This is a genomic window from Tannerella forsythia (assembly GCF_001006485.1).
Taxonomy (GTDB): domain Bacteria; phylum Bacteroidota; class Bacteroidia; order Bacteroidales; family Tannerellaceae; genus Tannerella; species Tannerella forsythia.
In genome coordinates, this window is record NZ_JUET01000076.1 from 1 (window position 1) to 26,394 (window position 26,394).

The 26,394-nt window shown below is 47.2% G+C and carries 18 protein-coding genes and 1 pseudogene; 6 read left to right on the forward strand and 13 right to left on the reverse strand.

What is annotated here, in order from left to right:
• Window positions 1-242: 242 nt before the first annotated feature.
• The 13 genes and pseudogenes from Tanf_RS06500 to Tanf_RS06565 form a co-directional block, all read right to left on the reverse strand.
• Complete coding sequence (locus Tanf_RS06500; RefSeq protein WP_046825306.1) at window positions 243-2,414, reverse strand: T9SS type A sorting domain-containing protein; 2,172 nt, start codon at window positions 2,412-2,414, stop codon at window positions 243-245.
• A gap of 1 nt (window position 2,415) precedes the next feature.
• Entirely contained in the window at window positions 2,416-3,024 is a 609-nt protein-coding gene (locus Tanf_RS06505; protein WP_046825307.1) for a hypothetical protein, read from the reverse strand.
• 76 nt (window positions 3,025-3,100) lie between these two features.
• Window positions 3,101-3,319: pseudogene (locus Tanf_RS06510) on the reverse strand (hypothetical protein); the annotation flags it as partial.
• The gene (locus Tanf_RS06515) at window positions 3,316-3,741 is read right to left on the reverse strand and encodes a hypothetical protein (protein WP_014225809.1); all 426 of its coding nucleotides are present in this window, start codon (window positions 3,739-3,741) and stop codon (window positions 3,316-3,318) included. The gene Tanf_RS06515 and the pseudogene Tanf_RS06510, both read right to left, overlap by 4 nt.
• Before the next feature lie 477 nt (window positions 3,742-4,218).
• The gene (locus tag Tanf_RS14245) at window positions 4,219-5,637 is read right to left on the reverse strand and encodes a M10A family KLIKK metalloprotease karilysin (RefSeq protein ID WP_074450159.1); all 1,419 of its coding nucleotides are present in this window, start codon (window positions 5,635-5,637) and stop codon (window positions 4,219-4,221) included.
• Between the two features lies 1 nt (window position 5,638).
• Window positions 5,639-5,995 carry a hypothetical protein gene (locus Tanf_RS06525; RefSeq protein ID WP_046825310.1) on the reverse strand — a complete coding sequence of 119 codons (357 nt, stop codon included), beginning with the start codon at window positions 5,993-5,995 and terminating at the stop codon, window positions 5,639-5,641.
• A 1,096-nt stretch (window positions 5,996-7,091) separates the two neighbouring features.
• Window positions 7,092-10,721: a glycosyl hydrolase 2 galactose-binding domain-containing protein gene (locus Tanf_RS06535; protein ID WP_046825312.1), complete on the reverse strand. Its 3,630-nt coding sequence runs from the start codon at window positions 10,719-10,721 to the stop codon at window positions 7,092-7,094.
• A gap of 143 nt (window positions 10,722-10,864) precedes the next feature.
• Window positions 10,865-11,359, reverse strand: a complete 495-nt coding sequence (locus tag Tanf_RS06540) for a UpxY family transcription antiterminator (RefSeq protein ID WP_236684398.1) — start codon at window positions 11,357-11,359, stop codon at window positions 10,865-10,867.
• A gap of 5 nt (window positions 11,360-11,364) precedes the next feature.
• The gene (locus tag Tanf_RS06545; protein WP_046825314.1) at window positions 11,365-12,846 is read right to left on the reverse strand and encodes a glycoside hydrolase family 10-like protein; all 1,482 of its coding nucleotides are present in this window, start codon (window positions 12,844-12,846) and stop codon (window positions 11,365-11,367) included.
• Window positions 12,847-12,853: 7 nt separating this feature from the next.
• A complete protein-coding gene (locus Tanf_RS06550; RefSeq protein ID WP_041591331.1) occupies window positions 12,854-13,636 on the reverse strand; it encodes a glycerophosphodiester phosphodiesterase in 783 nt (260 codons plus the stop codon).
• A 13-nt stretch (window positions 13,637-13,649) separates the two neighbouring features.
• Window positions 13,650-14,588, reverse strand: a complete 939-nt coding sequence (trxB, locus tag Tanf_RS06555; protein WP_014225818.1) for a thioredoxin-disulfide reductase — start codon at window positions 14,586-14,588, stop codon at window positions 13,650-13,652.
• A 41-nt stretch (window positions 14,589-14,629) separates the two neighbouring features.
• A complete protein-coding gene (gene lolA1 / locus Tanf_RS06560; RefSeq protein ID WP_046825315.1) occupies window positions 14,630-15,274 on the reverse strand; it encodes an outer membrane lipoprotein periplasmic chaperone LolA1 in 645 nt (214 codons plus the stop codon).
• Window positions 15,271-17,718: an FtsK/SpoIIIE family DNA translocase gene (locus Tanf_RS06565; RefSeq protein ID WP_014225820.1), complete on the reverse strand. Its 2,448-nt coding sequence runs from the start codon at window positions 17,716-17,718 to the stop codon at window positions 15,271-15,273. Before Tanf_RS06565 ends, lolA1 begins: the two co-directional genes overlap by 4 nt.
• Before the next feature lie 285 nt (window positions 17,719-18,003).
• Here Tanf_RS06565 and aspS point away from each other — a divergent pair, with 285 nt between their 5' ends.
• The 6 genes from aspS (at window position 18,004) to ahpC (ending at window position 26,312) form a co-directional block, all read left to right on the forward strand.
• Window positions 18,004-19,776, forward strand: coding sequence for an aspartate--tRNA ligase (gene aspS, locus Tanf_RS06570; RefSeq protein ID WP_046825316.1), 1,773 nt, complete (start codon window positions 18,004-18,006; stop codon window positions 19,774-19,776).
• Between the two features lie 14 nt (window positions 19,777-19,790).
• Window positions 19,791-20,888 (forward strand): Nif3-like dinuclear metal center hexameric protein, encoded by a 1,098-nt coding sequence (locus Tanf_RS06575; RefSeq protein ID WP_046825317.1) that lies wholly within the window; start codon window positions 19,791-19,793, stop codon window positions 20,886-20,888.
• 206 nt (window positions 20,889-21,094) lie between these two features.
• The gene (locus tag Tanf_RS06580) at window positions 21,095-21,889 is read left to right on the forward strand and encodes a zinc ribbon domain-containing protein (RefSeq protein WP_041591332.1); all 795 of its coding nucleotides are present in this window, start codon (window positions 21,095-21,097) and stop codon (window positions 21,887-21,889) included.
• A 75-nt stretch (window positions 21,890-21,964) separates the two neighbouring features.
• Entirely contained in the window at window positions 21,965-23,284 is a 1,320-nt protein-coding gene (gene tilS / locus Tanf_RS06585) for a tRNA lysidine(34) synthetase TilS (protein ID WP_046825318.1), read from the forward strand.
• Between the two features lie 223 nt (window positions 23,285-23,507).
• Window positions 23,508-25,484 (forward strand): transcription termination factor Rho, encoded by a 1,977-nt coding sequence (rho, locus tag Tanf_RS06590; protein ID WP_041590892.1) that lies wholly within the window; start codon window positions 23,508-23,510, stop codon window positions 25,482-25,484.
• A gap of 261 nt (window positions 25,485-25,745) precedes the next feature.
• The gene (ahpC, locus tag Tanf_RS06595) at window positions 25,746-26,312 is read left to right on the forward strand and encodes an alkyl hydroperoxide reductase subunit C (protein WP_014225827.1); all 567 of its coding nucleotides are present in this window, start codon (window positions 25,746-25,748) and stop codon (window positions 26,310-26,312) included.
• Window positions 26,313-26,394 lie beyond the last annotated feature (82 nt).

The window sequence follows — 26,394 nt, forward strand, 5'->3', positions numbered from 1 at the left end:
CCCTGTACATAACCATTACCCGAAAGGGCTGCAAGCCCGATATATTTCAGCCCCATCCCATAAGGGTGGGGTCCCGTCCAACCTTGTTCGGAGGGCTGTAAGCCTGACATGATCGTTAGCGATCAGTGTTCAGCGTTCAGCCATCAGCTTCCATCCAACAATCAAACAACTCAACAAACTCAACATTTCAACATCCAAACGCCCGAAGGGCATCACTTTTCACTTTTAGTTTTTTACTTTTCTCATTTTTTGATCAACTTCTGCGTATACGTCTGTCCGTTTTTGACCACGCGCACGAAGTACAGTCCTGCCGGCAGTCCGGTCATCGAGATTTGGAACGTCGGCTCATTCGTCCGGAACGAGCGCAGCATCCTCATACCGCTCCAGATTTGGATTTCGTAAGTGCTTCTGTCGGTCGAGAGCACGCTTAATCCGCTGACCTCATTCGTCTCCGTCAGCTGCAAAGTCACTTCGTCCGTGGCCGGGTTGGGGGAGAGGGTGAAGAAGTAGTTTGAGCCACAACTGTATTCATACCTTGCCAAAGGTATATAACAAGGATATCCTGTGATTTGTACCGTGATCATATAGGTGCCGGGACCGGGGAATGTGACAACCGGTTGGATGTTTATGAATGATGTATTCTGATAATTCCCGATTAAAGTATAATCGCTTCCGTCTATTTTCGTATAACTCCAATAATAATTCAATGGAACACGATATAAGTCTCCATTTTCTCCTTGAGGTGACGCAAAGAAACTGGCAGAATTGCTTCCTGAATAGCCGAGAAGCTGTACCTGAAATTTAGGTTGACCGGTCATTACACGTTCTTCTCTGATGGTATACGGGTTTTCTCCTCCCGTAAAAATGTTGGCTTGTATATTGGTTAGTGCAAAGGTTTGATCTGTCACCCGTAACAGTCCGTTATTACTGATCGTAGCAACATTTGGATTGGATACGCTCCACTCCACGATAGCTCCCGCCGGCAGGTTTTCTACCGTATAGGTTGCTTGATCGCAGACGGACGAAGGGCCGGAGACAGTAGGGGATTTTGAGGTATTCGTTGTTATTACACCACTTCCATTCGGGTCTAACCAATTACTCAACCGCGTGCTGTTTGTGCCTCCTCCCGTCCAAGAACGATGAAAACATCCATACCAAAATTGTTTAGAGGAGTTACACCCTGGATAGCCATTATGCAGCTGTCCTATAACTTTTTTTTGTGGGTTAAACAAAGGAGAACCTGATGAACCGTGTTCTAAAGTCCCATTGTCAATGTCTACGAACCAATGAGTAGTACCTGAATTTGTTGAACCTGCTGCCGTCTCTGTAATTAAGTCATTGTCAAAAGAAATTTTCATGACGTCTCCCGACGGATGGTGAATCCCCGTACCTGCAGTCGGTGCATTTCCGCTTCGATCCCATCCCAACCACGAAAAGCGGGAATCGCCGGCAGGAGAGTTTCTCAATTCCATTAATGCAAAATCGGTATTATTCCACGCCGCCCTGAATGTTGCCCGATTATAGGTTACTCCACTTGTTGCATAACCTCCGCTGCATGACGACATTTTGTATTGGAATTTAAACATCCAATTTTCGGCATTGGAAATTTCGGATGATGATAATGATCCTTTCGGGATATCCGTATCGATACAATGAAATGCCGAGAGAAAATACGGTCTGAAACTTTGATTGGCTGTCATCAGCAATGAACCGCTGCACCATTCCGTACCGTTAGAAAGAAGTACTAAGGCTACAGCATCCGACTCTTTACTCCAAGCAGGAAAACAAGCAACATTGTTGTTACAATTCCCCGAACTTCCTATCTGACCGTATGCCATATCGGAAAACATATTTTCGTATGCATGCACAACTCGTTTTATTGTCAGTTGAGATTCGTTTCTTTTGTTCGAAGGTTCGAACAAATAGATGGTTACCTTATCCCCTTTGATCAGGTCGGTCAGGAAATGACCGTTCTCCGTATTTACTTTCGAGGTAACCGGACCATAAAGCATATCTCCTTCTTCGTTGGATATGTATAGCTCAGCGCCTTCGGGCAAGTAGAAATCGTTGAATACAAAATTAATGGAGTAGGCCCCTTTCGATTCAATCGCCATTGTCCAAAGTCTTCCGTTTTCTGTATTGGTCCATTCTCCGTCGGCTAAGGTGATATGGGTGTCGAATCCTTTTCCAAAACGAAACGGCACATTGTCGTCCTTTTCCTGTTGTCTTGCGGATGCTATTTTTTGTACATCGAGAGGAGGCATTGCTTTTATTTTCGCTACCCTCCGGTGTTCTTTCAGCAGACGGTTTTGTTGCAAAGCGTCTCTGTTCGGAAAGAACCTTGTCTCTACTTGTCCGTATATTCCTAAAATAGATGTGGACAGGAATATGGCTGTAAATAATGTCTTTTTCATCTTATTGGATTTTAAAATTAATTTTGAAATGTAAGTCATTTGTTTCTATGTGTTTATCTCCCGAAACAGGGAATAATTTAAATTTATGAGAGAAACTGGTGTAATAACTTCCGGTTTTAAGAGGCTCCCTCTTTAGGCTCTTATAACGAAAATCTCCACCTTGAACGATCGATTCTTCAGGATGACCCCATGGTACTTTAAAAGTATAAGAATTTCCATGTTTGAATAAATCTCCAAGACCTTCGAGAGTTTGAGGCAATGCTTCGTAAGATTTTCCAACAGATTCTCCGGATGAACCTGAAATGGAAAAGAAATCCGTCGCATTAGCACATTGGTAGATATCACAATAACAGTCCTTTCCCGTCTCATTTTTTATTTGGAAATAAAAGCTGAAATTTTCTCCTTCTTTAAAGACGGTAGCCGGTTCCCCTTTTTCGTTAAGCAGGCAGAATTTAAAAGCGAGACCATTTATCTTCCGCTCTATAACGGCTTGCTTCCCATCGGGCGATATCTCCCATAGCTGATCATCATCCTTGTTGCAGCTTGTCATTCCTGTGGTTATCCATAGAAATAACAAGCTTAGAAATAATGTTTTTTTCTTTGTTTTCATGTTCTTTCTTTTTTAACGTTCATAATTATCTTTCGCGTTCCGGATATTTCTTTTACGCTGCGCCTCCGGTGCGGTTTGCGAGGCGCATCGGCTTGTCAGGTGGAGTGTCATTGACTTTATCTTCTGCCCGTATTATCGCCATATCCGGTGCAGATAGCTCTTGCGTAGAAATACTTCTTAATAATTGAGACGGAGTGCTACCAAAGCTAAAAGGAGCTTCATTGGTCGTTATTTGTGCGCTTAGGAATTGTATAAAAAACAAGTAGCCTAAAATAGAAAATATAGTCTTTTTCATGACTTCGAGTATTTATAAAGTAAGTAATATTGTTTATTGTCGTAGAAAAATTTCAGTTCATTTTTCTCCCATGTGTACGATTCGAGCTTTCTTATGATACGATAAAACAACGCGGCATCACCGTTATGGCTATCTCCAATTTCTGTCTCTATATTAAAAAAAGGAGGTGATGTGAGATCTATTGCCATAATATTCAACACTGAACCTCCTCTGGCTTTTGTTTCGGAAATAAATTTAAACCAGTAGCTGCCTTTCGGTGCAAGAGGAGTGATTTTCCCAGTCTTTGTATCTACTATTCCAGCCAGATCCCACCGAGTACCGGTCAGTTGCGTAGGAACCTCGTAGTCCTTGTTCTTCTCGCACCCCGCTCCTGCTGTTAGCAAAAGCAGGGAACTTATCCATAAAATAATTTTTGTCTTCATGTTTTTCTGTTTTTAAACGTTTATACTTGTTTCCGCGTTCCGGATATTTCTTTTACGCTGCGCCTCCGGTGCGGTTTGCGGGGCGCATCGGCTTGTCAGGTGGAGTGTCGGCTGTTATTTCCATAGCCTTGTGTTTTTTATGAGATACTGCAAAGATAGATACAGTTTTTGATTATATGCAAATATTTTGTCTGTTTTTTTGCGTCCTTTACGTAATCTATTGCGAACTTGGCGGTAAAATTACGCAAAGCATGCAAGTTTGTTTAAGCAAAACATCTCCACCATTGAATAAATCAACATTTCATATCATTACAGCCCTCTTCGCAAGAGTGGGTATTCTTTTTTCCCCAACGCTTCGCTTCGCTACACATTGGGCTGAATTAACGCACCCCTGCGGGGCTGTTACAGTGGTCTGCTATCAGTTTTCAAGCAGTCAGCTATCAGCCAACACCTCAACACCTCAACGCCCGAAGGGCATCACTTCTTAATCAACTTCTGTGTGTACGTCTGTCCGTCTTTGACGACGCGCACGAAGTACAGTCCTGCCGGCAGTCCGGCCATCGGGATTTGGAATGTCGGCTCATCGGTCCGGAACGAGCGCAGCATCGTCATACCGCTCCAGAGCTGGATTTCGTAAGCGCTTCTGTCGGTCGAGAGTACGCTTAATCCGCTGACTTCGTCCGTCTCCATCAACTGCAAGATTACTTCGTCCGTTGCAGGGTTCGGCGAGAGGGTGAAGGGAGATATCGTTCTACTACAGGAAACCGCCGGTATCTGGACTTCTTTCCATGTTCCCCAACCACATTCACTACGTGCACGCACTGAAACCGTCGGACTTCCGGGCAATGGGCTTAATGGAATAACTGTAACAATGAAGTGATCAGCATATATGCCGTTATCGCCCGGATGATGAGCGATTTGCCAACCGTTACTGATTCTCCATTCATATTCGCGTATGTATCCCAAATGATTACCTCCCGGATGATCGGCCATTATGGCATTGGGATTATCGGTACATAAAGTACCGTTAGAATTCAAACTCTCGACAGTCAGTGTAATGTCTTGTGAAATAGGAGTGCCAAGACATATTTTCAGTGGAGTTAATGCAACAGATGAATTGTTAATGGTTGCTCGTACTTCGCATATGCCGTTTCCTCTGCAAGTAAGTACTCCGTTTGAACTGTTTATGGTGGCAATATTCGGATTCGATACGCTCCACTGCACCGTTGCGCCCGATAGCAGGTTTTCTACCGTATAGGTTGCTTGATCGCAGACGGACGAAGGGCCGGAGATGGAGAAAGGATATCCATACAAATCCCAAACAGCCAGACAATCATCATTGTCTAACTGTCTTTTTATGCCAGTATAGTAAGGATACATTAGAGCAGAAGAAACATTGGAATGCTCAATTCCTAATAGATGACCGATCTCATGTGCCGCAACTGTAATTAAGTCAATACCAGAACCATTAATCGACCAATTTTCATCATCATCAAAGTGCAAATGACCAGCATAATTTCCTCCTGCCGGTGGGGGATAAAATGCATGTGCTAATATACCTGTATTTCCATCAAAAGGATATCCGTCACCATGATTCCCTTTTTCCCATTTAATCTTTATATCTGCTTGATTGGGATTGTATACTTGTATGAAAGATAAAGTAGATTTATCACTCCATAATGCAAAAGCGCTTCTAATGGCATTTTCTCTTTCTGTAGTCGTCAAATGGGACGAACTATTATAAATATAGTATTTCAAGGTAGTTTTATTCCATTTTGAACCTTGAAGAACATAGTTATTGTCCCCTGTTAAAGGGCCATTATCGTATAGGCGCTGTGAATAAACTTTGAATATTGCAATCGTAGATAGAAAAAACAAAAGAATAAATCGTTTCATATTAATTGATTTTATTGATTGACATTAGATTTATACAATAAGAAGTTGTTCCCGCAGGAAGTGTAATCTTTAATGTTGATTTAGATATTTGTCCTGAAAATATCACTTTTTCTTTTTCCTTCATGTATTTACTGTCTAGATTACAAGGAAAATATAAAGTCACATTATCATAACTATTCGCATCGGACACCGAGATATACCATCGTTTAACCTCTGTATTATAAGAAATAATCCCTGTTAACTCTGATACATCTTTTATTATCTCTTTATCACAACAAGAAGACTGATCTTTCTTACATCCCACTCCTCCTATCAGCAGAAGCAGGACACCTATCCATAAAATAATTTGCTGTTTCATGTTTTTCTATTTTTAAAATTGATACTTGTTTTTCGCGTTCCGGATATTTCTTTTACGCTGCGCCTCCGGTGCGGTTTGCGAGGCGCATCGGCTTATCCCGGTGGAGTATCGGTTGTTCTTTCCATAGTCTTATATTTTATTGTTATGTACGGCAAAGATATAAATATTTTTTTGATCAGATGCAAATATTTTGTCTGTTTTTTGGATATTTTTTTTGTGTCCGGAAAATAACCGTTAACCATATTCCAACCAAGGGCTGAAAGCCCGTTTTATTTCAGCCCCATTCCGCAAGGGTGGGGTATTGATTCCCCTGTTTTGTTTTTTTGAGGGCTGTAAGCCTGAATGAATATTGATTTAGATCCCCCTTTGTCATTCCGAACGTAGTGAGGAATCTCGCGGGGAAAAGGAGGAGATTCATCGCTTCGCTCTGAATGACAAATTAATTGTTAATTGTCAATGGTTAATGGTTATTTTTCAGGTACATGATTCGGCGTGTACCACGCATAACAATTAACAACTGAATTATGTTATGCCGGGTACACGGTATCCGAACGCAGAGGAACATCCCCCCTCCCCCCCTTCAAAGGGGGAAAAGCGGAGCGAAGGGGGGATGTTATCCCTTCAAAGGGGGAAGAGCGGAAGCGAAGCGTTGGGGAAAAGCAATATCTCCGTTGGGAGGGCTGTAAGCCTGACGTAACCATTGTCGTACATTCGCACATCCATTATTAATGGTAAACGCCGAACAGGGTATCGCGTAATTTGGGTTTAATGGTTCGTCAGTATTCAGCTACCACACGTTTTCAATTGCGCTTATTTGCGTCAATTGCGTTCGGATCAGATTACACATTGGGCTGAATTAACGCGCCCCTGCGGGGCTTCTTTTCAAATTGTCAGTTGTTAATGGTCATCGAGTAGCCGGCTTTCAGCCAACAGTCAAAACAGCTCAACAGCTCAACAATTCAACAACTCAACGCCCGAAGGGCTATACTTTTTAGAAGAATTTAAATGAGATGGGGGGATTATACGAACTTACCCAAGATTACATTCGATAAACGCAACCTTGGGTAAGTACTAAATATTTGAGAAAAAAGGTCTGTTACTCTACGTTGTACCCAGACAGCCGGACTTTCGGGGTATTGCCGCGCGTATCTTCGTCTTTCCAGCGGATGTTAACTGTTTTCTTCTCGCCGGGAAGCAGGGCGAAGTAATTGTCGGAGTAGAATACGGGGAGGAATTGCAAGCCGTCCTTTTCTCCGGTCACATTCACGCGGATCATCAGTGCGGGCGTTGCCGTCGTATTTTCAACCGTGACGGTGGCATGCCAAATACCGTCGGGATCTTTCCGAGTATCGATCGCAGGGAGTAATTTTACTTTCGGCAGTTCGCGTAATGCCTGATAATTGTTTTCTTCGAGGCTCCGATGATAGAAGTTCTCGGAAACAACCGCTCCGTTTTCGGTTAGTGTCAACTTGATAAAGTGCACCTTCGAGAGGTCGGACGGAAATTCGAGACGGATACATTTGTCTGTCGTATCTTCATGACTGTCGACGGTCGCCTCTTTTTCCCAGACTACGGACGCGTTCATATTCAGCAACTGTGCTTTCGCTGTCAATCCCTTGCGCATGCCGCCGCTGTAATTGACGACTTCTACTTCGTCGGTGGCGGGATTCCACTGGATGTGCAACGGCTCGGAGGCTTTCTTGATGGCAAAATAGGCGGCCGTCGGCTCGAAATAATAATCGTATGTCTGCCAAACCATCGAGGGCCAACAGGGATGACTCATCCACATGAGAAGCCCTTTGCGGTTGAGGCTGCGCGATTCGAAGAGACTGCGGTGCCCGTCATAGTTCACCCACTGCGCCAGTTCGGCAAACTCCTTCGCGCTCTGCGGCTCACCGTATCCCTTGGCGATGATTTCGTTGAACGAGGTACATCCCTGAGCGCCTTCACGCGTATAATCGTGCATTCCCCACTGATGATCCTGCGGCCAAAGCCCTTCGGGCGAGAAGGTGCGGAGCATGCTTTCGTACGTCATGACGTTGGGCATCCCGCGCTCGCTGTGGAACTTGTCGTTACCCGTTTTCAGCGTAAAATATTCTTTTGCCGGGAGCATGCGGTAGGGGCCGTGTCCGCTCACCACGTCGTCGGCCGAGCTGGAGATATAATGTATATCGGGATGTTTTTCCCGGACGATGCGACGCAGCGCCTGATCGATCTGAGCCGGCGGGAATCCTTCGTTTCTACCGCAATAAATGGCGATGGACGCATGGCTGCGGATACGTTTCACGTAATCTTCGGCATTGGCAATGAACATCTCGGGGTAATACGGATCGGGGCCGTCGGCAGGGTTGGCCAGCCAAAAGTCTTGCCAGATCATGATGCCGTGGCGGTCGCAGGCTTCGTAAAGCTCTTCGTCACCGATCATGCCGACCCAGTTACGCATCATCGTGAAGTTCATATCGGCGTGATAGGCCACCGCGATGTCGTATTCGCGACCGCGATAGTTCAAGTTCGACTCACTAAAACCCCAGTTTCCGCCGCGACCGATAAAGCGACGTCCGTTGATGAAGAGGCTCAATATACGGTTATCTTCATTAAACGTCATCTGACGGATGCCGGCCTTGAAGTTGCGTGCATCGGACACCTTATCGCCAACTTTGAACGTAAAGTTCGCGTCGTAAAGATTCGGAGCGCCGTACCCTTTCGGCCACCACAGGCGCGGATGTCGCATGTTCAACTGCGGATAAGCTGTCGCGTCGAAAACGACTGTTTTTTCTTCGCCCGCAGCCAGCTCGACCGGCTGTTCAAACGTGATTTCGCCGATTTTGCCTTCGAGCGTACCTTGCACGGCTTTTGTATCCCAGTTCCGGACGATGATGCCGGCCGTCAGCTTGGCCGAGGTCGTATCGGGCAGGGGAAGTACGGAGCGCACAAACGGATCGGCGACGGTGACATGGCCCGTCGTTGTGAGCGATACGTCGTTCCATATTCCGATGTTGCGTCCGCGCATGGTCGGGATCCAGTCCCATCCGATCGTCGCATGGAACGTCGGATTATCGGCGCCCAGAATACCTCCGTTAAAGTCGGTGCTCTGACGGTTCTTCTCTTTGATGGCGCCGATGTGCGCATTCTTCACAATCTCGACTGCAACCACATTCTTCCCCGCAACGACAAGGTCGGTCACGTCGAACTTGCCCCGCATGAAAGCTCCCTCGATACGTCCCAGTTTGTGGCCGTTCAGATACACGTCGGCTTTCCAGTTGATACCGTCGAAATTGAGGAACAGACGATCCTGTTTGAAGTTTTCGGGCAGTTCGAATTCGTCGCGATACCAGAAATTGGAGTAGAAGAACGATTCGGAGATATGCAATTGGTTATCGGCATAATTCGGTTCGGCTATGGCGCCGGCGTTTTTGAAGCTGCTCAATACCGTTCCCGGAACGGTGGCAACGAGCCAGTTCTCCGGCTTGTAGTTGGGTGTCGAAATCTCTTCGCCCGTAGCCGTCACTTCCGATGCACGGCGAATCATCCAGCTTCCGCCCGAGAGAGACATCCGCCCGTCTGCTACGGCCGGTCTTTCGACAGGGTAGGGCACCAATCCTCCTACGCCCATCACTTCGATTTCGCTCAGGATATAGCGGTTTCCGTCCGATGCTTCCTGCATCAGCACACGCACGTAACGTCCTTTATATTTTTTGTCGAGGGTGATCTCGTCCGTCAGCGCCTCGCCGCCCGGAAGGTCGGCTACATCGTCCCATTGCTGCGCATTGTCGGATACCTGCACTTTGCCGCGAACGGCTTTGTTAATCCAGCGTAATACGACTTTATCGAATTCGGAACGGCTTCCCAGATCGACATACAGCCATTCTTCGCCGGCAGAGGCGCTCATCCATGCGCTGTTGAAAAACTTCGACGGTTTCATCTCCACGAGTCCCTCGGCATCATAGAAATTCGCCTCCGTAAACACCCAACTATGAGCGCCGGCCATCTTCAGAGTCACCCGATAATAGGGGCTGTTGACTTCCTGCTTGAAAGTTATCGTTTCGTTCAGTTTCCGTACCGACATATCGATCTGCTCCGTCTGCTTGTTCGGATCGGTTACCGGCACACGGTACGATACGGCTTCGCCCGGCAGGTTGTTTCCGCTCAGGCGGCCTGCTTCCGTCCATTCCTTTCCATCGGCCGATGTAAGGCAAACGATCTCATAGCCGTCCCGGGCTGCTTTATCGTCATACACAAGCGTTCCTACGAGCGAAAGTTTGCCGACCTTTGCGCTGTAATTTGCAAGCGAGAACTGAAAGTACGTATCATCACCCATAAAGGTGTTTCTGGAATATGGGCCTTCATCGATCATCCATTCACGTTCACGACGCGGCACGTCACCTTCGGGGGTGGAGAGATTCAGGTATTGCAGCTGCTTGTCGGTCACGATCCCGTCTGTCGCAAGTTGTGCCGTGAGGTTGTAGTCGTAGCCGGAAGAAGCGAAGGCAGCCCTGCGCAGGGCGATGTTGCGATAAGTCATATAATCCGGCGATAAAGAAGGAGAAAAATCTTCCTTGGGATTACCGGGATATTGCCCTATCCCTCGTGTATAATAGTCCGATCGTTCGAACGATTCACTGCTCACTTTCGTCTCTTTGCATCCGCAGAGAAATACCGAGGCCGCGATGGCCGTACAAAAAGAAAAGACCCCTGCGGCTCTTTTCCGCTCTTTCCATTTCTTCATGATTTATTTTGATTATAATTTGTTATATGTTCGTTTCGTGTAATTTTCATTTCAATATGCTGTGTTTGTCCGGTCTAAAAAAATGTTTGCGGAAAGGAGGCTCGCACCATCAGGTTTTTGATCGTTTGATGCGGATAATCGCTTTATTTTATCCGCCTGACCGGTGCTACGCTCGTCAGATCGACGGTTACGGTCACTGCCAACTGCTCGATATGGAGCTGTAACCGGTTTTTCCCCAGTTTGCGGATCACTCCCGAAACATGTTTCATGGCGCCATTCAAAATCTCCACTTCCTCTCCTATGGAAAGGACGTGGTTGGCTGCCTGCTCCAGAAACGAATGGATGGCATCGATCTCTTCCTGACGAATAACGGCAGGTTTTCCCGAATAGTAAATGATGCGGACTACGCCATATACTTTCAACAGCGACATCAATTGCGCTTCCGAACATCTTACAAAAACATACGACGAGAAGAGGGGTTTATCAACCATCTTCACCCGATCCGACCAGACTTGCGGAGAGCGGTGCAAAGGCAAATAGCTCTCCACGCCCATTCCTTTCAGCCGTTCGTCGACTTTCTTCTCCGCACGCGGCGAAGTATAAAGAACATACCAGTTTATATATGTTTCTGCGCTCATTTTGTTCATTTTTCGTATTCCGAGAGATAATAATAAGTTGAGCGCGAAGGCTGACTTTCCATCCGGTAACGGTTCGACGCGGTAACGCAAAACGAATACTCCTTTTCCTCATGCCGATCGATGGGCAGATACAGTACATTCTCCCGGATACCTGTTGCCAGAATCGATTGAGCCTTGGTCATATCAATCGAATCGGACTGTGAATAGTAGATGGTATAGGTATAGTCGTCTGAACTCCTTCCTTTCCACGAGAGTTTCAGCCGTTCCTGTTCACGTACGACGACGATTTCCTGCGGTGCGCACGGCACGGAATCCTTTTCATTCATCCAAACCAGAGGGGGAAGCTGTGCGGGATATTTAAAGAAACGGTTTTTCAGTTCATTATACAGCCCTTTCTCATTCTTAATCACAAACTGTGTCCGGAAGAAAGCGCAACCTTTTACTCCTTGACGGCGCACATAACGGATCTGATCGGTGATTTCGGAGAGCTTCCAGTTGCCCTCTTTTTTACTCAGGCGATAGGCTCCCAAACCGACTACCATGTTTCGCTGTCCGGAATGTTCAAGCCAATTGTTGACAAATGGATAAAAGTCTTGTTGCTGATAATACATCATGGGCACGATCATGTCCTGTTTTCCGGCTTTCAACCACGCTCGCGGATCTTGATACGCATCTTCGTAAGCAGTCCATCGAGCATTCGGATGCTGCCTCTTGCTGTATTTGCCGAGAGGAGAACTGCTCACCTGCACCCAGGGTTTCGTCTTCTTTACCCAATCATGTGCACGCGCAATTATCCGGTTGATATTATCACGTCTCCAATTTTCAAGACTTTGCCCTTTCCCGTACTTTTGATACGTTTTCTTGTCGGGAAAAAATTGTGCTCCCTCCGGATAACGAATATAATCGAATTGAATACCGTCAATATCGTAATTTTTTACGACCTCTTTCACTAATGAAAGAAGATAATCGGACGTTCCCGGATGACCGGGATTGAGGTACCAGTCGCCACGATGTTTTATACATAACTCCGGATGGCGTTTGACAACCGATGCACATCCCTGTTCTTTCACCATTTTGGCCGAACCGACAGGGTAGGTCACGAAAAATGCGTGACATTCCATGCCTCGTTTATGACATTCGTCGATCACGAATGCGAGTGGATCATATTCCGGCCATTTTCCGCATTGTCCGGTAAAAACGGCCGATATCGGTTCTATTTGCGAGCGGTAAATCACATCGCCTCGCAGCCGGGTTTGTACAAAAACCGTATTGAAGTGGGCTTCTTGCAGACGATCCAAGATGGTACGCAATTCCTGCTTCTGCCGGTTTCGTTCGGTTTCGTTCGTTGCCGGACTTGTCGGCCAGTCGAGGCCAAAGATCGTCGTCAACCATACGGCACGAATTTCGTGTTTGGGGTGGTCGTCATCTGCGGCCGACAAACTGCCGGCCCAGATACACCACCACAATAGCACGACGATCTTTCTCATCTCCGTATTATTTCTGAATAAACTTCAACGCCTCAACGGGAATGTCGGTCGTGATAAAGTCAACTCCCGCATCAATCATTTCCCGCATCAATGTCGTATCATTAACCGTCCAGATATTGATACCTAATCCCAGTCGTTTGGCATCGTTGAACCACTGCCGATTTTTCCGCATCACGCTGTAATGATAATCAAGACCGGCAAAACCTTCTTGTTTCAATTGTTCGGGCGACAACTCGCCGTTCAGATAATATACTTCGGCTTCGGGTGCCAAACGAATAAATTCGCGTGCCGCGTCAAGACTGAACGAAATATAATCCGTGCGATGTTGCAACTTTTTCTCCCGTACCAAATCGACAACCATACGTGCCGCCAAACGATTTCGTTGCGGTGTGGCATGCGGTTTCAGTTCAAGGATCAAGCGGATGCGTTTTGTACGCCGGGCGGCTTCCAGATATTCGCGCAACGTCGGAATTTTTTCTCCATTGGCCAGCGCGATCTGCTGAATCGCTGCATAATTTATTTCCTGTATTTTCATTTTCTTGACCGTTATATCATGGAAAACAATGGGCACGCTGTCCGCCGTCAGATGTACATCGAACTCTGCCCCGTAGACCCCGATACCCTCCGCATTCTCGAGGGATACAATGGAATTTTGGGCAGCCCCTCTGGACTGCCAGAAACCACGGTGCGCAATGACGCGTACTTTGGGTGTAAGAATCTCCGGTTCGTCTATCTGTGAACAGCTTGTGAAAAAGATACAGAAAGAGATTATTCCTGTTAATATACTCATATCGTTCTGCATACTATTGGTTCATCAAATAACGTTCTGCTTCGATGGCCGCTTTACAACCACTTGCTGCTGCCGTAACGGCCTGTCTGTAATGGGGGTCTGCCACATCGCCAGCTGCAAATACACCGGGAACCGTTGTTCGAGGTGTGCCGGCCTCGGTTTGGATATATCCCGTTTTGTCCGTAGCGAGCCACGGTTTGAAGATATCCGAGTTGGGCTTATGTCCGATGGCCAGGAAGAAGCCGTCGATGGCAATGTCGACCATTTCTTCGTCCGGCTCGCCCTTGCGTTTCACTAAATGAGCGCCTTCTACTCCGTTTTCGCCAAAGAGTCCAACCGTATTATGCTCGAACAGCACCTGAATGTTCGGTGCGTTCATCACACGCTCCTGCATGACTTTCGAAGCACGCAGGAAAGGTTTCCGTACAATCAGATACACCTGTGAGGCCAGTCCGGAAAGGTACAGCGCTTCTTCGCATGCCGTATCGCCTCCGCCTACAACGGCTACTTTCTTCTTGCGGTAGAAGAAGCCGTCGCATGTGGCGCATGCCGAAACTCCCATACCCGAATATTTCTGCTCGTCGGGCAATCCCAGATACTTGGCTGATGCGCCGGTGGCAATGATCAATGATTCCGCTTCAATCATTTTTTCGCCGTCGATGGTAATTTGATACGGTGCAGCCGATAAATCTGCTGCCGTAGCGATTCCCTGACGTATATCGGCACCGAAGCGCAACGCCTGCTTTTTCATGTCTTCCATCATCTCCGTACCGGTCACTCCATCCGGATAGCCGGGGAAATTTTCCACTTCAGTTGTCGTAGTCAACTGGCCACCGGGCTGAATCCCTTCGTATAATACCGGGGCTAAATTAGCTCGCGAAGCATAGATGGCAGCCGTGTATCCTGCCGGTCCCGAGCCAATAATCAAACAACGCACTTTTTCGTTTGTCATATTCTTAACTGTTTGTTTTGTTTTTGGTTTTATTTTTATTATTATCGTAAATCTATTTCTGTTACTCCCGGGTAATCAGCCGGATTGAATCGGAAGATGTACTCCGGCTGATTGATATCCGTCTGCATCTTACGGATGCGGATTACGCTGCGCACACCGTTTTTCAGGGTCACCGTCAGGCGTACCGGCAACGAGGTGGCGCGCTCGATCTGTACTTCGACCTTTGCCACGTCGCCGTTTTTTTTCGAGGTCAGCATCACATCATCGGCCATTTTACCGTTGTCGGACGTGCTTTGACCGATATAGGAAAGCGTGAAGCCTTTCTTATAAGAGCGAAGGAGGGTCATCGGATTGGTAAACTCCAACTCGTCGCCTGTGGGGTTGGACAGGTTGACCTCATCGGTCCGGACGACGTACGTCCACTGCGTCGTACCGTCGTACCATGTCCGTGTATCGGGTGTGATAAGTACGAACTTGTCTCCTTTCATTTGTATGGTGCCCTCGAAACTTTCGGAAACGCCTTGTTTTTCGTGGCGAATGTTTGCCGCAAACGAGGCTTTTAATCCGTTTGATGATTCATACGCAGCAGCGGCCCTGTCTAAAAGCGCCTCGGCCTTCTGTGCCGTGACAACTCCTGCGACCGAAAACCATAACATTATTATAATTATATACTGTACTCGTTTCATGACTTTAATGTATTTAATTTCTGTTCCAATGAATATTCGTCCTGTATCAATACCTGACGCGCCTTGCTTCCTTCGTAGGGGCCGACGATGCCGGCGGCTTCGAGTTGATCCATCAGCCGTCCGGCACGGTTATAGCCGATTGAAAATTTACGTTGAATCAATGAGGTAGAACCTTGCTGTTGGAGGATGATGAGTCGCGCCGCTTCGTCGAAGAGCGGGTCACGATCGGAGAGGTCAACGCCCGATGCTTTGTCGGCTTCACCTTCCGGCACATATTCCGGCAATTCAAAGGCCGTAGGATATCCGGCCTGCTGTCCAATGTAAGATGCTATCGCTTCCACTTCGGGCGTATCGACAAAAGCACACTGTACACGAGTCATGTCGCTACCTTGCGAAAAGAGCAGGTCACCCCGTCCGATCAGCTGATTGGCGCCGGGCGAGTCGAGAATGGTGCGCGAATCGATCATCGAAGAGACACGGAAGGCCACGCGCACGGGGAAGTTTGCTTTAATCGTTCCGGTGATGATGTTGGTCGACGGACGTTGCGTGGCGATAATCATGTGAATACCTACGGCGCGCGCTTTCTGCGCGATTCGTGCGATCGGCATTTCAATGTCGCGTCCAGCCGTCATGATCAGGTCGCCGAACTCGTCGATGATGACCACGATATACGACATATACTTATGCCCTTTCTCCGGATTCAGGCGACGGCTGATAAACTTCTCATTATAATCTTTGATGTTACGGACGTGTGCTTTCGTCAGTAACTCATAGCGGTTATCCATTTCCTTACAGAGCGAATTTAGCGTATGTACCACTTTCGTAAAATCGGTGATGATCGCTTTCTCTTCGTCGGGGAGCTTTGCCAGATAATGACGTTCGATTTCGGCATAGATGCTAAATTCGACCATTTTGGGGTCGACGAGTACGAATTTCAGTTCGGCGGGATGTTTCTTGTATAGCAACGAGGTGATGATGGCGTTGAGCCCGACCGATTTTCCCTGTCCCGTAGCACCGGCCATCAGCAGGTGGGGGGCTTTGCAGAGGTCGAACATAAAGACGTCGTTCGTGATGGTGCGTCCCAGCGCCACCGGCAGATCGTATTTGCTCTCGATAAATTTGCGCGAACTGATTACGGATTGCATCGAAACGATCTGAGGGTCTTTGTTGGGCACCTCGATGCCGATCGTTCCCTTACCGGGCATCGGGGCGATGATACGGATGCCGAGTGCGGCAAGGCTCAGGGCGATATCGTCTTCGAGGTTACGAATCTTCGAGATTCTCACCCCCTGCGCCGGCACGACTTCGTAGAGCGTGATGGTTGGCCCCACCGTTGCTTTAATTGACAGTATGCTGATACCGAAGTTTTCGAGTGTCTGCTTGATGCGTCGCTGATTATCGGTCTGCTCCGCCATGTCGACTGGTCTTTCGGCCTGTTCGTATTTTTTCAGCAGGTCGAGTGTCGGGAAACGGTAGCTGGACAAGTCGAGACGAGGATCATAATCGCCCATGGTCGAATTGTCGTACGGTTCTTCTTCTTTGGGCACCTCGATCGTAAATACTGACTCACCGTTGATGATTCTGTCACCATCAGCCATCGGTCTGATTTGCGGCTCGTCGTCAAAATCTGCTGTACGGTACGGATCATCATCGTATGTTACCGTTATATCCGGCGTATCTTCTTCGTCCTGTTCTTCATCATCTTCTGTGGTTGCATGATAGGTTTTGGATCTCATATAACCCTTCTCTTCGTCGTCTTCTTCCGTATCCAGACTGTTCTGTGCCTGCTGCTTTCCAGTCAATCTGTTCCGATACCACGAGAGGTTAAGTATCTGTTGCAACCATGGCATCACACGTTTACTCGTAAAAATGGCAATGACAAGCAAAGAGACCATCAGCAACAGCACCGTCCCCGGTATGCCGATATTCCGAATCAAGACCTCGGACAATTCATATCCGTGACGCCCCCCTAAATATAGAAACGAGTCTTCGTAACCTTTCAGAAAAACGAACGACAGAAAGAGCGAACTCCAGATAAGCAGTGAGCTGCACAACAAAAAGCGTTTCATGAGCGACATCCGGCAAACGCCCATCAGATAGACGCCCAACGACCCGAAAAAGTACAGCAGAAAGAAAGACGCCACGCCAAACCAGCGGTTCATGATCAGATCGGCGATAAAAGCACCACGCACGCCGGCCCAGTTTTGAACGCGTCCACGGTTGATCAACAGGTCTTTCAATGGCACATTTTCGATGGCGCTTTGGTCTGCCCCGCCTGTAAAAAAGAAAGAAGCCATGGCGATGCTTACATAAATCACCGCGAAACAGAGCAGCAGCCCCACAAGAAAACGCAAGCGTTCATTCGTAAAGAAGACGCTCAGTGATCCCCATATATCATTATCCGCTTCTTGCGAACGTTTCTTTTTTACCGTCTTTTTTGCCATTTTTTTGCTTATTCCCTCCCTGTTACCAAATCACAGGACGAAATAATTCAGCGGGCAAAGATAGCGATATTTCTCTAATAAATCAAGCTGAACGAACGAGCTGACCGAGGACACGTTAAGCATGAAGAAAACACGCTAAGCGTTGTATCCATAATACAACTTTTTTATCTTTGCATCGAAAGAATATGATGAAACTTAAAAACTTTTCATCTGCTTTTATGATGCGGAATTTGAAAATTATCCCGTACCTTTGTGCGTTTTTTAAGAAATAAGTTATCGGAAAATATGTATAGAACAAGAACTTGCGGTGAATTGCGCCTGTGCGACGAAGGACAAAACGTGACACTGGCCGGATGGGTGCAGCGGACACGGAAAATGGGTGGCATGACTTTTATCGACCTGCGCGATCGATACGGTATTACCCAGTTGGTATTCAACGAAGAAGTAAATGCCTCACTTTGTGAGCAGGCCAATAAGAAGATCGGACGCGAATACGTTATTCAGGTAACGGGTACCGTCAAAGAACGTTCGAGCAAGAACGCTCATATCCCCACGGGCGAGATCGAATTGATCGTTTCCGAACTGAACATTCTGAATGCGGCCATGACCCCGCCCTTCACCATCGAAGACGAGACGGACGGCGGTGACGACTTACGGATGAAATACCGTTATCTGGATTTGCGCCGGAACATTGTCCGTATAAATCTCGAACTGCGTCATCGCATGGCATTTGAAGTACGTCGATACCTCGATAACGAGCGTTTTCTGGAGGTCGAAACTCCCGTATTGGTCAATTCAACCCCCGAAGGAGCACGGGATTTCGTGGTGCCTTCGCGTATGAATCCGGGACAGTTCTATGCGCTGCCGCAATCGCCTCAGACGCTGAAACAGCTGCTGATGATTTCGGGCTTCGACCGTTATTTCCAGATCGTGAAATGTTTCCGTGACGAAGATTTACGTGCCGACCGTCAACCGGAATTTACGCAGATCGACTGCGAGATGAGTTTCGTGGAGCAAGACGACGTACTGAACATCTTCGAAGGGCTGACGAAACACCTTTTCAAAACGTTACTTGATACAACGTTCGATACTCCGTTCCCACGTATGACGTGGCACGATGCCATGAAATATTACGGATCGGACAAACCGGACGTACGCTTCGGCATGAAATTCGTCGAACTGACTGAGATACTTCAAGGGGCGGGTTTTCCGGTATTCGATAACGCAACATATATTGGCGGTATCTGTGCGCAGGGAGCGGCAAGCTATACCCGCAAACAGTTAGACGGATTGACCGAATTTGTTAAAAAACCTCAGATCGGCGCCAAAGGACTTGTTTACGCTCGTGTAGAAGCTGACGGAAGCGTGAAGTCGAGTGTCGACAAATTTTATTCGCAGGAGAAATTGCAGGAAGTCAAAGCGGCCTTCGGCGCTCAACCGGGCGATCTGCTGCTGATCCTCTGCGGAGACGAGGTAAACAAGACACGCAAGCAACTCTGCGAACTGCGTCTGGAGATGGGAAATCAGCTTGGTTTGCGCGACAAAAACAAATTCGAGTGCCTCTGGATTGTCGATTTCCCGCTGCTCGAATGGAACGAAGAAGATCAGCGCTTTTATGCCGTGCATCATCCTTTTACCTCGCCCAGACCTGAAGATATTCCTTTGCTCGAACGTGATCCGAAAGCCGTTCGTGCGAACGCATACGACTTGGTCATCAACGGCGTCGAAGTCGGTGGCGGCTCAATCCGTATCTACGACAGTCAACTGCAAGACAAGATGTTCAACATACTTGGTTTTACGGAAGAACGGGCGCAGGAGCAGTTTGGCTTCCTGATGAATGCTTTCAAGTACGGCGCCCCGCCGCACGGTGGTATTGCTTTCGGGTTAGACCGATTGGTGTCGATTTTCGCAGGGCTTGACTCGATCCGCGACTGCATGGCATTCCCGAAAAACAACTCCGGACGCGACGTGATGCTCGATGCACCCTCGGTTTTGGAGGAAAGTCAGTTGAGAGAGTTGCATCTGGAAATTGATTCGGAAATTCGCGGAAAACAATAAATCCTCATACGCCTATGTTACGTATCAGAGATATCTTGCAAGAAATCGAACGTCATGCGCCGCTGTGGTTGCAGGAATCGTTCGACAATTCAGGCGTTCAGGTGGGTGATGTCAATCAGCCGGCACAAGGCGCACTTCTCTGTCTGGATATGACCGAAGCGGTGATCGATGAAGCTGTCGAACTCGGATGTAATCTGATCATTGCACACCATCCGCTTGTGTTTAAGCCCCTCAAGTCGCTGACGGGAGCAAACTATGTACAGCGTTGCATCATGAAAGCGTGCAAGAACGATCTGGTCGTTTATGCTGCTCATACGAATCTGGATAATGCAACAGACGGAGTAAACTTCAAGCTGGCTGAATACCTTGGCTTGCAAAACGTTCGCATCCTCAACCCGCAACAAGGCATCCTGCTGAAGCTGGCCACATTCGTACCCGAAGCCCAGGCCGAAGTTGTACGCACGGCGCTCTTCGAGGCCGGGGCCGGCCATATCGGTGCTTACGATGCTTGCAGCTTCAACATCCGGGGCGAAGGGAGTTTTCGCGCTTCGGAAGGGTGTCAGCCTTTTGTCGGAAGTGTCGGTACGCTCCATCGGGAACCGGAAATTCGCATCGAGACCATCCTGCCCAAATATCTTAAAAGCAGGGTGCTTCGTGCATTGTTCGCCACCCATCCTTACGAAGAACCGGCCTTCGACTTTTATTCGCTCGAAAACGAATGGCAGCAGGCCGGATCAGGCATCGTCGGCTCGTTGCCTGAAGAAGAAGACGAACGGATGTTTTTACAACGCATCAAAGAGACACTGGAACTGCACTCTCTCCGTCATTCGCACCTTACGGGAAGAAAAATCCGCAAGGTCGCGTTGTGCGGAGGAAGCGGAGCTTTCCTCATACCCGAAGCGATCGCTGCCGGTGCAGAGCTCTTTATTACCGGCGAAGCAAAATACAATGATTTTTTTGATGTGGAAGACCGCATCCTGCTGGCTGTCATCGGACACTATGAAAGCGAGAGATGCACAAAACATATCTTCCGTGATATCATATCAAAAAAATTTCCTACCTTTGCCGTACAATTTTCGACAATAAATTCGAATCCCGTAAATTATATATAGAAACAGAGCACATGGCGACAAAGAAAGAAGAAACGGTAAAAAAGAAAGGAACAGCGGCTAAAAAGGCGCCTGCAAAGAAGAAAGAAACAACGAAAAAGTCCTCCGTTGTTGCAACGGAGAAGGAAAAGACAGGAAAAAAGAAAGCCGCTCCGGAAGTAAAGAAAACGAAAGCGCACCCCACCGTTGCCCGAACAGAAGGAATAATCATGGAAGAGGGAACTTCGACTCCGGTTGCAAAGGGTAAGGCTGATAACGAAGATAAAGAATATACGATAGAAGAACGGTTATGTTCGCTCTATCAGTTGCAAACCATCATGACGGAAATCGATAAGATCAAGACGTTGCGTGGAGAGTTGCCGTTAGAAGTGCAGGATTTGGAAGACGAGATAGCCGGACTGGAAACGCGGCTTCAAAACTATCAGACCGATATTGAAACGAATAAGACGAATGTGATTGCATATAAAAATAAGATTTCCGAGTCGAAAGAACTGATGGAAAAATATAAATCACAATTGGATCATGTGCGTAACAACCGTGAGTTTGATAACCTCTCGAAAGAAGTGGAGTATCAAGGGTTGGAGATAGAATTTGCAGAGAAAAAAATCCGGGAATTGAACGCTGCGGTTGATGTCAAGAAGCAGGAAGTCAAGCAATGTAAAGAAATACTCGAAGGGCGAAAAGGGGATTTGGATATGAAGAAAAGCGAGTTGGAGGAAATCATATCCGAGACGCGTCAGGAGGAAGAGAAGCTCCGCGACAGAGCCAAAAAATTGGAAGAAACGATCGAATCCCGTTTGTTGACTGCTTTTCGACGTATCCGCAAAGGAGCGCGAAACGGTCTGGCTGTTGTTGGTATCGAACGTGATGCATGTGGAGGTTGCTTCAATAAAATTCCGCCTCAGAAACAAATGGACATCAAGCTACGCAAAAAAATTATCGTTTGCGAGTACTGTGGCCGTATCATGATCGATCCGGTGTTGGCCGAAGAGAATAAGTCTTAATTATATATTTGGAAATTGTTTTCAGCAGGGATATCGGGATGCTTGTCCGTATCTCTGCTTTTTTATTCTCCCAATATGCTCCGAACCATCCGCAAATACATCGAACAGCACAATCTGCTCCAGCCTGATGTTCAGATCATCGTGGGGCTCAGCGGAGGAGCGGACTCCGTGGCTCTGATTCATGTATTGAACCGACTGAACTACCCATGCATCGCAGCCCATTGTAACTTTCACCTGCGCGGAGCAGAAGCGGATCGCGATGAAGCCTTTGCCCGTCAGATTGGAGAATCGCTCCAAATCCCATTCGAAAAGAAAGATTTCGACACGGTAGGATATGCTAATACTCACAAAATCTCTATCGAGATGGCTGCACGAGAGTTGCGCTACCGATGGTTCGAGACGCTTCGCACAACTTACCATGCTCAGGCTATTGCGGTTGCCCATCATCAAGACGACAGCATTGAAACCGTACTCATGAACCTGATTCGGGGCACCGGTATCGGCGGACTGCACGGCATCCGACCGAAAAACGGATACGTCGTCCGGCCGCTGATGGCCGTCAGCCGATCTACCATCGAAATATGGTTAGAACAGCAAAAAATAACGTACCGGCAGGACAGCACGAACCTTTCAGATGCATATACCCGTAACGTTATTCGTCTCCGCCTCCTTCCTCTGATGGAAAAAATCAACCCGTCCGTGCGGAAAGCGATCTTGCGAACCAGCCAACATTTGTCTGATGTTGAAATGATATACCGGTCTGACATCGAAAAAAAACGCGCCAGCCTGCTCGACGATCGGGAGCGCATCTCTATCAGCCGTCTGCTACAGTCGGAAGCGCCCCCCACTGTTCTTTATGAACTGATTAAACCTTACGGATTTACACGTGAATTGACACAGACGATCTTCAACAGTCTATGCGGTGAACCGGGCAAAACATTCTTTGCTCCCGAAACCGATTATCAGATTTTGAAAGACAGGGAACACCTGATCTTATCCCAAAAGCACAACCGAGACGAAACGATATATCCGGTCGAAGTCGACGGCATACTCCATACTCCCATCAACCTCCGAACGGAAGTACGGGCCGTCGATCCTTCGTTTATTATTCATAAGCATCCTTGCGTAGCCACCTTCGACTGCGATAAATTGACCCTTCCGTTGACTTTACGCACATGGCGTCGGGGAGACTGGTTCATTCCTTTCGGGATGAAAGGACGCCAAAAACTAAGTGACTACTTTTCCGACCATAAATTCAGTCGCTTGCAAAAAGAACAGACGTGGTTGCTTTGCTCCGGAGAAAATATTGTATGGATTGTCGGCAGACGTACGGATCATCGTTACCGTGTTGGGAGCACTACCAAAAATGTGTTGATTGCAACTGTTTTTGAGTAAAAAATTTGTCGTTCATAAAAAAAAACGCTATATTTGCAGCGTCTTCAACCGTTAGTAGGGTAAAAACGAATAATCTCTCTCTCGGGGAAAAGACAAACAATCCGGACTACATAAATTTTGACTGATTATTAACAAAAGCAAAGAAGGTATGGAGGGTATCTTGTTCATCACAGGATGATCGACTTTCCGGAATACCGAAACTCATTTGCTCTATTTATATCGTATGCAGAAATATAATATTCTTGAACTCACGGAAAAAGAACTTCCCGAATTGCAACAGATCGCAAGCGATTTGGGAATTAAAAAGATGAAATCCCTTGAAAAGCAGGATTTGATCTACAAAATCCTTGACGAGCAGGCTGTTTCATTAGCCGGTATCCAAATGGAAAAAGAAAAGGAAAAAGAAGCTCGTAAATCGGAGCAGAAAGCTAAACAGGCTACTGCACGTAAAAACCGGGTTACTGAGAAAGCTGTTCCTCCAACGGATTCCGATAACAGCACGCAAACAGAAAAAGTAAAGCGAAGACCGGGACGACCGCGTAAGAACCCCATTGTCCCCCCTCCTGTTCCTCCTAAAGTCGAAGCGACCGACCTCGCTGAAAAGCCTCGTCGGAGACCGGGACGTCCCAGAAAGATTCAGAGGATAGAAGAGAAGCCGCAAGAAACAAATGATTCGACACAGAACGTATCATCTCCAACGGTAAAACCTATTCCGGAAGTGTTGCCGCTTGCCGAAACGGTGAACGAGCATGTAACGAAACCGGTTGAAACGACTTCTGCAACTTCGGTCGAAACCGGAGCCCTAACCGGAACGGTCGTGAAAACAGACGATCCGGCTCGCAGAGAAAAGACGGAATCGCAACCGGAAGAAAGTCCCAGGAGGCTGATATTTAAACATGCGAACGATACTCCTTCGGTGCTCGATCAAGTGTTGCCGATGCAACCACCTACTCCTCAACGCGAAAAACAACCGAACGAGGGGAAGAACAAGCCGCAATATAATAATCGGACGAATAATAACAATCCCAACCAACGCAATGTTCCGGCCAATAATGTGCCGGCGTACGATTTCGATGGAATCCTGACAGGAACAGGGGTATTGGAAATCATTCAAGACGGATACGGATTCTTGCGCTCGTCGGACTATAATTACCTGACTTCGCCGGACGATATTTATGTATCGCAATCCCAAATCAAACTTTTTGGATTGAAAACGGGAGACATCGTCGAAGGTCCTATCCGTCCGCCCCGAGAAGGGGAGAAGTATTTCCCGCTGGTGAAAGTCGACAAAATCAACGGACGCTTACCCGAAGAAGTGCGTGACCGTGTGCCTTTCGATCATTTGACCCCGTTGTTCCCGGATGAAAAATTCATGCTGACTGCCCGTCGATCGCCGAAAGTGTTTGATCATATTGCAGTGCGAGTGGTCGATCTCTTCTCTCCGATCGGTAAGGGACAGCGCGGTTTGATCGTTGCCCAGCCGAAAACGGGTAAGACGATGCTGTTGAAAGACATTGCGAATGCAATTGCAGCCAATCACCCTGAAGTGTATATGATTATCCTGCTGATCGACGAACGCCCCGAAGAAGTAACCGATATGGCGCGCAGTGTCGACGCCGAAGTGATCGCTTCTACATTCGACGAACCGGCTGAACGCCACGTAAAAATTGCCGATATCGTACTTAATAAAGCTAAACGAATGGTGGAATGCGGGCATGACGTGGTTATTCTTCTCGACTCCATCACCCGTTTGGCACGCGCCTATAACACCGTCCAACCGGCTTCCGGAAAAGTGCTTTCGGGAGGAGTGGATGCCAATGCATTACAAAAACCGAAACGTTTCTTCGGTGCAGCCCGAAACATCGAAAACGGAGGCAGTCTTACCATTCTGGCTACAGCATTGACCGACACAGGATCGAAGATGGACGATGTGATTTTTGAAGAATTTAAAGGTACGGGAAACATGGAGTTGCAGTTAGACCGGAAACTTTCGAATAAACGAGTATATCCCGCTGTCGATATCATTGCCTCAAGCACGCGCCGCGATGATTTGTTGCAGAGTGATAACACCATCAACCGAATGTGGGTATTGCGTAAATACCTATCGGATATGAACTCGATCGAAGCTATGGAGTTTGTGAAGAAACAGATGGAAAATACCCTTGATAATATGGAATTTTTGGCCTCGATGAACGGATAAACAATCATCTGATCAAACGAATAAGAGCAGGAGCAGGGCTGTCCGAAGGTCGAAGATCGAACGGATAGCCTTGTTTGTCCGGATAGGTTTTCAAGAAGCATGGTCAATGTGTGAAATAAAGAAAACTCTATGAATGAAGATGGAGACGTCGAAAAATATTCCCGGACGGAAGTTGCACGGGAAAAGAAAAATACGTATCTTTGTGTCGAAATTGTAATGATTTCAATTTGGTATTATATAAAAAAACAAATTCATTAAATTATGGAACCGATTATTAATTCGCAAATTCCTGAATTTAAAGTTCAGGCATTTCACAATGGAGAGTTTAAAACCGTATCGAACAAGGATATTGAAGGTAAATGGGCTGTCTTCTTCTTCTATCCGGCCGACTTTACGTTTGTTTGTCCTACGGAGCTGGTTGACATGGCCGAGAATTACGATCAATTCAAAGCGATGGGTGTAGAGATTTATTCCGTGAGTACCGATACGCACTTTGTCCATAAAGCATGGCATGACGCTTCCGAGAGTATTCGCCAAATCAAGTATCCGATGCTTTCCGACCCGACAGGATTGCTCTCGCGCGCTTTCGGCGTGATGATTGAAGAGTCCGGAATGGCTTATCGTGGAACGTTTGTTGTAAATCCCGAGGGTAAGGTGAAGGTCGCTGAAATTCACGATACCGGCATCGGACGCAATGCAGACGAATTGCTTCGCAAAGTTGAAGCGGCTCAATTTGTTGCTGAAAATGACGGGGAAGTATGTCCGGCAAAATGGAAAAAAGGTGCATCTACACTTAAACCCAGCATTGATCTCGTCGGTAAGATTTAAGTTACAGATGTAGGGTTTTCTTTTGGGAAGAGGCTGTCTTTGTGTGTTGTGCACAGATAGCCTCTTCTCATCTTCCCTCAAT

Coding starts and splice junctions, on each gene's coding strand:
- Tanf_RS06500 (WP_046825306.1), bottom strand. CDS start 2,414: ATGAAAAAGACATTATTTACAGCCATATTCCTGTCCACATCTATTTTA.
- Tanf_RS06505 (WP_046825307.1), bottom strand. CDS start 3,024: ATGAAAACAAAGAAAAAAACATTATTTCTAAGCTTGTTATTTCTATGG.
- Tanf_RS06515 (WP_014225809.1), bottom strand. CDS start 3,741: ATGAAGACAAAAATTATTTTATGGATAAGTTCCCTGCTTTTGCTAACA.
- Tanf_RS14245 (WP_074450159.1), bottom strand. CDS start 5,637: ATGAAACGATTTATTCTTTTGTTTTTTCTATCTACGATTGCAATATTC.
- Tanf_RS06525 (WP_046825310.1), bottom strand. CDS start 5,995: ATGAAACAGCAAATTATTTTATGGATAGGTGTCCTGCTTCTGCTGATA.
- Tanf_RS06535 (WP_046825312.1), bottom strand. CDS start 10,721: ATGAAGAAATGGAAAGAGCGGAAAAGAGCCGCAGGGGTCTTTTCTTTT.
- Tanf_RS06540 (WP_236684398.1), bottom strand. CDS start 11,359: ATGAGCGCAGAAACATATATAAACTGGTATGTTCTTTATACTTCGCCG.
- Tanf_RS06545 (WP_046825314.1), bottom strand. CDS start 12,846: ATGAGAAAGATCGTCGTGCTATTGTGGTGGTGTATCTGGGCCGGCAGT.
- Tanf_RS06550 (WP_041591331.1), bottom strand. CDS start 13,636: ATGAGTATATTAACAGGAATAATCTCTTTCTGTATCTTTTTCACAAGC.
- trxB (WP_014225818.1), bottom strand. CDS start 14,588: ATGACAAACGAAAAAGTGCGTTGTTTGATTATTGGCTCGGGACCGGCA.
- lolA1 (WP_046825315.1), bottom strand. CDS start 15,274: ATGAAACGAGTACAGTATATAATTATAATAATGTTATGGTTTTCGGTC.
- Tanf_RS06565 (WP_014225820.1), bottom strand. CDS start 17,718: ATGGCAAAAAAGACGGTAAAAAAGAAACGTTCGCAAGAAGCGGATAAT.
- aspS (WP_046825316.1), top strand. CDS start 18,004: ATGTATAGAACAAGAACTTGCGGTGAATTGCGCCTGTGCGACGAAGGA.
- Tanf_RS06575 (WP_046825317.1), top strand. CDS start 19,791: ATGTTACGTATCAGAGATATCTTGCAAGAAATCGAACGTCATGCGCCG.
- Tanf_RS06580 (WP_041591332.1), top strand. CDS start 21,095: ATGGAAGAGGGAACTTCGACTCCGGTTGCAAAGGGTAAGGCTGATAAC.
- tilS (WP_046825318.1), top strand. CDS start 21,965: ATGCTCCGAACCATCCGCAAATACATCGAACAGCACAATCTGCTCCAG.
- rho (WP_041590892.1), top strand. CDS start 23,508: ATGCAGAAATATAATATTCTTGAACTCACGGAAAAAGAACTTCCCGAA.
- ahpC (WP_014225827.1), top strand. CDS start 25,746: ATGGAACCGATTATTAATTCGCAAATTCCTGAATTTAAAGTTCAGGCA.